General features: G+C 65.4%; 9 protein-coding genes. 3 read left to right on the top strand and 6 right to left on the bottom strand.

The features are described 5' to 3' along the window. The 3 genes from ACE039_RS06460 to ACE039_RS06450 all read left to right on the top strand — a co-directional run. Positions 1 to 373, top strand: a 373-nt coding sequence (locus ACE039_RS06460; protein WP_485821952.1) for a DedA family protein, incomplete at its 5' end; no start/stop codon positions are given. Positions 374 to 389: 16 nt separating this feature from the next. Further along, positions 390 to 926, top strand: coding sequence for a hypothetical protein (locus ACE039_RS06455; RefSeq protein WP_448710136.1), 537 nt, complete (start codon positions 390 to 392; stop codon positions 924 to 926). Positions 927 to 1,027: 101 nt separating this feature from the next. Beyond that, positions 1,028 to 1,678 carry a dUTP diphosphatase gene (locus ACE039_RS06450; RefSeq protein WP_448710153.1) on the top strand — a complete coding sequence of 217 codons (651 nt, stop codon included), beginning with the start codon at positions 1,028 to 1,030 and terminating at the stop codon, positions 1,676 to 1,678. 51 nt (positions 1,679 to 1,729) lie between these two features. Here ACE039_RS06450 and ACE039_RS06445 read toward each other — a convergent pair whose 3' ends face one another. The 6 genes from ACE039_RS06445 to ACE039_RS06420 all read right to left on the bottom strand — a co-directional run bounded on the left by ACE039_RS06445 (position 1,730) and on the right by ACE039_RS06420 (position 7,316). Further along, a complete protein-coding gene (locus ACE039_RS06445) occupies positions 1,730 to 2,842 on the bottom strand; it encodes an NADH:flavin oxidoreductase/NADH oxidase (protein ID WP_448710137.1) in 1,113 nt (370 codons plus the stop codon). A 94-nt stretch (positions 2,843 to 2,936) separates the two neighbouring features. Further along, positions 2,937 to 3,707 (bottom strand): ectoine/hydroxyectoine ABC transporter ATP-binding protein EhuA, encoded by a 771-nt coding sequence (gene ehuA, locus ACE039_RS06440; protein WP_105557619.1) that lies wholly within the window; start codon positions 3,705 to 3,707, stop codon positions 2,937 to 2,939. Next, on the bottom strand, positions 3,704 to 4,375 hold the full coding sequence (gene ehuD, locus ACE039_RS06435) for an ectoine/hydroxyectoine ABC transporter permease subunit EhuD (protein WP_448710138.1): 672 nt from the start codon (positions 4,373 to 4,375) through the stop codon (positions 3,704 to 3,706). Before ehuD ends, ehuA begins: the two co-directional genes overlap by 4 nt. Continuing rightward, on the bottom strand, positions 4,372 to 5,025 hold the full coding sequence (gene ehuC / locus ACE039_RS06430; protein ID WP_485811651.1) for an ectoine/hydroxyectoine ABC transporter permease subunit EhuC: 654 nt from the start codon (positions 5,023 to 5,025) through the stop codon (positions 4,372 to 4,374). The genes ehuD and ehuC overlap by 4 nt, the downstream gene beginning before the upstream one ends. A 10-nt stretch (positions 5,026 to 5,035) precedes the next feature. Continuing rightward, positions 5,036 to 5,950 (bottom strand): ectoine/hydroxyectoine ABC transporter substrate-binding protein EhuB, encoded by a 915-nt coding sequence (ehuB, locus tag ACE039_RS06425; RefSeq protein WP_448710140.1) that lies wholly within the window; start codon positions 5,948 to 5,950, stop codon positions 5,036 to 5,038. 211 nt (positions 5,951 to 6,161) lie between these two features. Beyond that, the gene (locus tag ACE039_RS06420) at positions 6,162 to 7,316 is read right to left on the bottom strand and encodes an ABC transporter substrate-binding protein (protein WP_485821951.1); all 1,155 of its coding nucleotides are present in this window, start codon (positions 7,314 to 7,316) and stop codon (positions 6,162 to 6,164) included. Positions 7,317 to 7,530: the final 214 nt, after the last annotated feature.

Here is a 7,530-nt window from a genome sequence, read left to right as displayed (position 1 = left end):
GCGCCGCTGGCCGCTCAAGCAGCAGCGCACCGGCGTGGCGCGGGCGCGCCTGTTCTTTTACCGCTACGGCTTCGCATCGGTGCTGATCGGCCGCTTCCTGGGCCCGATCCGGTCCACCATTCCCACGGTCGCCGGCGTGATGGGCATGGCGCAAAGCCGCTTCCAGCTGGCCAATGTGCTGTCCGCGTTGCTGTGGATGCCGCTGATGCTGGCGCCCGGCTACATCACCGCGCGCAGCCTGGGCACCGCGGAAAACGCCCAACAGATCGCCATGATGATCGGCGCAGGCCTCTCCGTACTGCTAGGATGCGGACTTCTGCTCGCCATGGTCCGCAAGCGCCGTCAACCGGCCAGGGCTCGGCGCGGCAACTGAACCGAAAGAGGGAGTCATGGCGATAGACCTGGAGCCGAAGAACGGCGATTTCGCGCGCTATATCGAGAATCTGACCAACGCCGGCGGCGTCACCCCCGGCCGGGTCCCCGATAAGCGCGAAGCCGCCCGGCAAGCGGCCTCGCCCGCAGCCGTGCCTGTGCCCGCGCCCACTTCCGAGCCCCTGTCCACCGCGCCTTGGGGCAAGCCGGCGCCGCCGCCCTTGCAGTCCCGGCGCGACGCGGCCTCCCCTGGCTCCACGGCGCCGGTCCAGAATGATGAAGGCACGGTGTCGATGGCCCGGCAGGCTCGGCAACGCAAGATAGGCGCCATCCTGACTGTCGCCGGCATCCTGGCGGGCTGGGCCGCCGTCACGATCGGGTTCCGCGTGCTTCGCAGCCCGCAGTTCGATCTGGACGCGCTGGTGCCCGCGATCTTCCTGGGATTCTTCGCGTTCATGCTGGTCAAGGCGGCCGGCGCCGCGCGCAAACCGGGTAAAGCGCTGCTGGGCAAATTGCCCCCGCTGAAATCGTCCTACCGCAAGGATGGCGACTGACACCGCGCGCACCGATGACGGCGTGGCCAAGTGCTAACATTTCCGCCGCGATTGAATAGCCCTTATAGAACCCCGGAGTGAAAGTGAATAACGTTGTCGGATTGAACCAGGCCCAAGCGGCCACGATGCTGAAGCTGCAGGACCACTTGAACAGCATGATCAATCCCGACTGGGTCAACGGCGGAGCCCGTTTCCTGCGCGCCGCGTTCGTCGAGTCCGCCGAAGCCCTGGAGCACTACGGCTGGAAGTGGTGGAAGAAGCAGACCATCGACCTGCCCCAGGTGCAGATGGAACTGGTCGACATCCTGCACTTCTACCTGTCCCACACGATCGTCGAGGCCCGCGGCCAGCTGGATGACGCCGCCGCGGCGCTGATGGCCGACCTGGCCACGCCGCCCACGGTCGTGCTGGACGGCAAGACCCATACGCTGAACGGCCTGCCCGTGCCGGAACTGCTGGAACTCATTGGCGGCCTGGCCGTCTGCGGCCGCGCCAGCTACAAAGTGCTGGAACAGAGCATGACGGCGTGCGAAATGACCTGGAACGACGCCTACACGCAATACGTGTCGAAGAACGTGCTTAACATCTTCCGCCAGCAGCACGGCTACAAGGAAGGCACCTACATCAAGATCTGGAACGGCGAAGAAGACAACGTCGTGCTGGCGCGCCTGCTGTCGCAGCTGGACCCGACCCGCGCGGATTTCGCCGACGTGCTGAACCGCGAGCTGGAACAGGCGTATTCGCGCCTGTAGGCCGCACGGTGAACTGAATCAAAAACGCCGCGTCGACGCGGCGTTTTTCATTCAGCGTTGGCCGAAGCGGGTCTCGCCAAACAGTTCCTTCAGCTCGCGCGGCTGCGAACGCCAATATTGGTGCGGGGCCGCCACCTGGCCGCCCAGTTGCGCCGCCGCGTGCCAGGGCCAACGCGGGTCGTAGAGCATGCCGCGGGCCAGCGCGACCATATCGGCCTGCCCTTGCGCCAGGATGTCTTCGGCCTGCTGCGCCTCGGTGATCAGCCCGACGGTGATCGTGGGCATGCCGACCTTGCGTTTGATCGCTTCCGCGAATGGCACCTGGTAGTTGGGTCCCACCGGGATCTTCTGCCGCGACGACACGCCGCCGCTGGATACGTCGATGAACTCGCAGCCGCGCGCTTTCAGCGCCTGCGCGAAGACCAACGTCTGTTCCAGGTCCCAACCGCCTTCCACCCAGTCGGTGGCCGACACGCGCACGCCAAGCGCCACGCCCGACGGCGTGGCCTTACGCAATGCATCGAACACTTCCAGCGGAAACCGCATACGGTTTTCCAGTGAACCGCCGTAAGCGTCCTGACGCTGGTTCGACAAGGGCGACAGGAATTGATGCAGCAGATAACCGTGCGCGGCATGCAATTCGATGGCGTCGAAGCCCAGGCGAATGGCGCGGCGCGCGCTGTCCACGAAGGCGTCGCGCACGCGCGCCAGGCCTGCGTCGTCGAGCGCGTGGGGCGGTGGTTCGGACGCATTGTGGGCGACGGCCGACGGCGCCCAACCCTGCCAGCCGCCATCGGCGGGCGGCACCAGCTGGCCGCCGTTCCAGGGTGCATCGCTGGACGCCTTGCGACCCGCATGGCCAAGCTGGATGCCCAGCTTGATGGGGGAATAGCGGCGTATCGCGGCCACCACACGGCCCAACGCGGCCTCTGTCTCGTCGGACCAGAGGCCCAAATCCCCCGGAGAGATGCGGCCGTCGGGTTCGACGGCGGTGGCTTCGGTGAACAGCAGCGCGGCGCCCGACAAGGCAAGATGGCCCAGATGGATCATGTGCCAGTCGGTGGCACAGCCGTCTTCGGCCGAATACTCGCACATGGGCGCGATGACGATGCGGTTGGCAAGCGGGACGTTGCCGACCGCCGTGGGACTGAACAGGTGACTCATGCTGGGGCCTCCGGGCCATTGGACGCCACAGCATAGCGCCCGCCGCCAGCGTCCATCCCAATCCCAACGCCCCCGTCAGGGTTAAGCGGCGCGGCTACTGGCCTTCGATCACGCATTCCAGGAACTGCCGCGTGCGCGCCTCTTTCGGCTGGCTGAACAGCACGGAGGATTCGGCGTCTTCGACGATATTGCCTTCGTCGAAGAACAGCGTGCGGTCGGAACTGCGCTCGGCGAACTTCATCTGGTGGGTCACGATGATCATGGTCATGCTGCGGCGGGCCGACAAGTCCCGCAGGATCTGCAGGATGCCGCCCACCAGCTCAGGGTCCAGCGCGGATGTCACCTCGTCGAACAGCATGATCTCGGGGCACATGGCCAGGGCGCGGGCGATGCCGACGCGCTGCTTCTGCCCGCCGGACAACTGGGCGGGGTAGACATCCAGCTTGTCGCCCAGCCCGACCATGTCCAGGTACTCCACGGCGCGTTCCCGCGCCTGGTCTTTCGGCAGCCCCATCACATGCACCGGCGCTTCCATGGCGTTGCCCAGCGCCGTCATGTGCGGGAACAGGTTGAAGTGCTGGAACACCATGCCTATCTTGCCGCGCACGCGGCGCAGGTGTTCGGAATTGGGTCCCACGGGACGGCCCTGCTCGTCCTTCCACATCGATTGTCCATCGACCTCGATATCGCCGCTGGTGGGCCGGTCCAACGTCATCAGCACGCGCAGCAAGGTGGACTTGCCCGAGCCCGACGGGCCGATCACCGCCACCGTCTGGCCCGCCGGAATCTCCAGATTGATGCCACGCAGCACCTCCAGCTCTCCGTAGCGCTTGTGCAGGTTCTTGATGTTCAAGCTGGCGCTCATCGTTTTCCTCCATATCGTTGCAGGCGGGCCTCCAGGCCGCGCACGCCCCACGCCGCCACCAGGCTCAGGGCCAGAAACAGCAGGCCCACCAGCGTCAGGGGTTCGGTGTACCGGAACGTCGCCGACCCGATCATCTTGCTTTGCTGCAACAGTTCCACCACGGTAATGGCCGACAGCAGCGGCGTGTCCTTGAACATCGCCACCAGGTAGTTGCCCAGCGCCGGCACCACGGGCGGGATCGCCTGCGGCAGCACCACGCCCACCGCCGTGCGCCAGCGCGACATGTTCAAGGCGGTGGCCGCCTCCCATTGCCCGCGCGGAACGGCCTCGATGCCGGCGCGGTAGACCTCGGCGCAGTACGTCGCGTAGTGCACGCCCAGGGCCACGATGCCCGTCATCAGCGGCGACATCTGCACCCCCGTCAACGGCAGCACGTAGAAAAGGAAGTACATCTGCACCAGCAGTGGCGTGCTGCGCACGAACTCGATCACGAACGCCGCAGGCAGCGACACGATGTGCAGCCGCGAGCGCCGCAGCATCGCCAGTACCAGGCCCAGGGTCACCGCCACCAGCATGCCCAGCACCGTCGCCTGAATGGTGATGACCAGCGCGGAGGCCAGCGTGGGCAGGATCTCCAGCGCGAAAGACCAGTCGAATATCGGTGTCATCGGATGCGGACCCTCCGCTCAAGCAGGCGAACGCCCGCCGTGATCAGCAGGGCCACCGCGAAGTACAACAGCAGCATCAAGCCGAAGATCTCGGTCGTGCGCAGCGTTTCACTGCGCAGCAACTGGCCGCGGAAGGTCAGGTCGGCAATGGTGATCAGCGACACCAGCGCCGTGTTCTTCATCAATTCGATCAGCAGGTTGCCCGCGGGTGGCAGCATGGCGGGCACTGCCTGGGGCACCACGATGCGGCGCAGGATCTGCGCGCGCGTCAGATTCAACGCGACCCCGGCTTCGCGCTGGCCGGGCGGCACGGCGCGGATGGCGCCGCGAACCACTTCGGCCCCGTACGCGCCGGCGTTCAACGCCAGCACCACGATGCCCACCAACATGGCCGGCAACTGGACGCCGAACAACGGCAGCACGAAATAGAACCAGAACAGCTGCACCAGGGCCGATGTGCCGCGGAAGACCTCGACATAGGTCGACGCCAGCCAGCGCACCGGCCGCAACGGCGACAGGCGCCCGATGCCCGCCACCAAGGCAAGGGGCACCGCAAGCATCACGGCGCCCGCCATGACCTGGAGCGTGACGGTCAGCCCTTCAAGCAAAGGCGGCAGCAGCTCCGCGATGGGCTCTGAAACAAGTGACATTCGCGCCCCCTTACTTTCCGGCGCAGAGCTTCGCGGCCGTCATGCCCTGGGGTAGCTCCTGGTCGGTGAAGCCGAACGGCGCCACCAGTTTTTTGTGCTCGTCGGTGCCAAGGTACTTGGCCAGTTCCGCATTGAAGGCATCGGCGAACGCCTTGTCGTCCGTGCGGAACGCATAGGCGCCGTAGCCTCGCACGTCCTTGCCGTCGATCACCGGGTCCGTGAACGGTTCGGCCTTCTCCAAGTCGCTGCCGGCCTGCGTCTTGCCCATCAGGTCGTTGACGGTCAGCCCGGTCGCGGCATAGGCGTCGGCCCGGCCGGCCTGCACGCCGGACAGCGCGCTGACGGCGTCCGGAAACACCACGACCTGGCCCGCTGGAATTTTCACTTTCTGGGCGTACTCGCCTTCGATCGCCCCAACCACCACGCCCAGCTTGGCGTCGGGGTTCTTCACCACGTCTTCATAGCTGTGCAGGTTCTTGGGATTGCCCTTTTTCACCAGGAATGCCTGCCCCACCCCGTACGTCGGATCGGAGAACGCCACTTGCTGGCAACGTTCCGGCGTCACATACATGCCGGCGGCGATGATGTCGAAACGCTTGGCGGCCAGGCCGGGGATGAGCGAGCCGAATTCGGTCAGTACGCCTTCCACTTCGTTGATGCCCATGCGCTTGAGCACCACGCGTGCAATCTCGACGGATTCGCCCGTGATCTTGGCCTCCTTGCGATCCATATACGCGAACGGCGCCTCATTGGCATAGCCGATGCGGATCTTGCCGGCGGCCTTGGCGGCTTCCAGCGTGTTCGCGGCACCCGCCGCCGCGCCGCCCGCCGCCGGGGCGGCTTTATCGCCGCCCGAGTCGGAACACGCGGCCAACAGGCTCAGGCTCAGGGCCAACAACAGGCCTCTGGATCGAAACAAGGTCATGGATTTTTTCTCCCAAATCTATTTCTAGGTGCATGGCTTCACTAAAAATAATACGCTATTAAATGATTTCGATACGAATGATATGGGCGTAAAAAAGCAGGCGTAAGCCTGCTTTTAGGGACTGATGCCCTATGGAACGTCAGTAAATGCTACAAACCGCAGATATTTATATCAACGCTTCAACGGGCGACCGAGTCGGCGGCGGGGTGTATCACTGCGCGTACGAAAACCGGCCGTTCTTGACGACGCCCATCACGCGCGCCCGTTCGTCGAATCCCTGATGGTTGTCCTTCGAAATATTGAGCACGCCGTTGGGCACGACCAGATCGCGCGTGTTCTCCAGCGCATCGCGCAGGGCGACGCGGAACTCCGGCGTGCCGGGCTTGGCGCCCGTCTTCAGCGCCCGGGCCACCGCGGAATCCAGCAACATCCAGGCGCCATAAGCGTCGCCCGCGAACTGCGTCAAGGTGTTGGCACCATACTGGCCTTCGTATTTGTCGGCAAACGCCACGGCCACTTTCTTGACCGGGTTGCTGTCGGGCAGCTCGCGCGCCACCACTCCCGGGCCGGTCGGGAACAAGGTGCCCTCGACGTCCTTGCCGCCGACTTGCAGGAATTCCAGCGTGCCGATGCCGTGGGTCTGATAGATGGCGCCGGTGTAGCCACGTTCCAGCAGCGTCTTCTGCGGCAAGGCGGACGGCGTGCCCGCGCCGGCGATCAGCACCGCATCCGGCTTGGCCGCGATGACCTTCAGCGCCTGGCCCACCACCGACGCATCCGTGCGCTGGAAACGCTCCTGCGCCACGATGTTCAGGTCGTTGCCGGCGGCGGCGGTGAATTCCTTCCACCAGCTGTCGCCGTACGAATCCGCGAAACCGATGAAGGCCACGTTCTTCAGGCCCTTCTTCTTCATGTCTTCGACCAGCACGGCCGCCATCAGCGAGTCGTTCTGCGGCATCTTGAACACCCAGGCGCGCTTGGGGTCGGACAAGGGTTCCACAATGACGCTGGAGGCGGCCAGCGCGATCATGGGCGTCTTCGTTTCGGCCAGCACGTCCAGCCCCGCCAGCGCGGCGGCCGTGGTGTTGGGGCCGACGATGGCGTCGACCGTGTCTTCCGAGGTCAGTTTGCGCAGGTTCTTCACCGCGCGGCTGACGTCGGTGCCATCGTCCAGCACCACGTAGCGCGCCGGTTCGCCGCCCAGGGTGTTGGGCCACAGGCGGATCGCGTTGTTGGTCTGAATGCCGATGGCGGCAGCGGGGCCCGTGGTGGATACGTCCACGCCAATCACGACTTCTGCTTGAGCGGACAAAACGGGAAAGACCAGCGCGGCGGCGCAGGCGTAGCGTAGGAAATGGCGGGGCATGACAACGGCTCTCGGGTGGAATGGAAGCGATGTCGCTATTTTGCCTGATGCGACTCGCCCACCTGGGCCCGCCGTTACATCGGCTTGCGTTACATCGGCTTGCCGTTGCGCACGGGTGGATTCCGCGCCCGCCCCACGCGCCGGCCGTATCATCGACGATGCCGCCTTCGGCAACATGCGCCGCCCGCCGCGGCGGATCGCATCCCTGCACCCG

The organism is Achromobacter maghribensis (assembly GCF_057334215.1).
Note: the sequence above shows the minus strand (reverse complement) of the source record. Positions and strands in the feature narration are given on the sequence as shown.

Coding starts and splice junctions, on each gene's coding strand:
- ACE039_RS06455 (WP_448710136.1), top strand. CDS start 390: ATGGCGATAGACCTGGAGCCGAAGAACGGCGATTTCGCGCGCTATATC.
- ACE039_RS06445 (WP_448710137.1), bottom strand. CDS start 2,842: ATGAGTCACCTGTTCAGTCCCACGGCGGTCGGCAACGTCCCGCTTGCC.
- ehuA (WP_105557619.1), bottom strand. CDS start 3,707: ATGAGCGCCAGCTTGAACATCAAGAACCTGCACAAGCGCTACGGAGAG.
- ehuD (WP_448710138.1), bottom strand. CDS start 4,375: ATGACACCGATATTCGACTGGTCTTTCGCGCTGGAGATCCTGCCCACG.
- ehuC (WP_485811651.1), bottom strand. CDS start 5,025: ATGTCACTTGTTTCAGAGCCCATCGCGGAGCTGCTGCCGCCTTTGCTT.
- ehuB (WP_448710140.1), bottom strand. CDS start 5,950: ATGACCTTGTTTCGATCCAGAGGCCTGTTGTTGGCCCTGAGCCTGAGC.
- ACE039_RS06420 (WP_485821951.1), bottom strand. CDS start 7,316: ATGCCCCGCCATTTCCTACGCTACGCCTGCGCCGCCGCGCTGGTCTTT.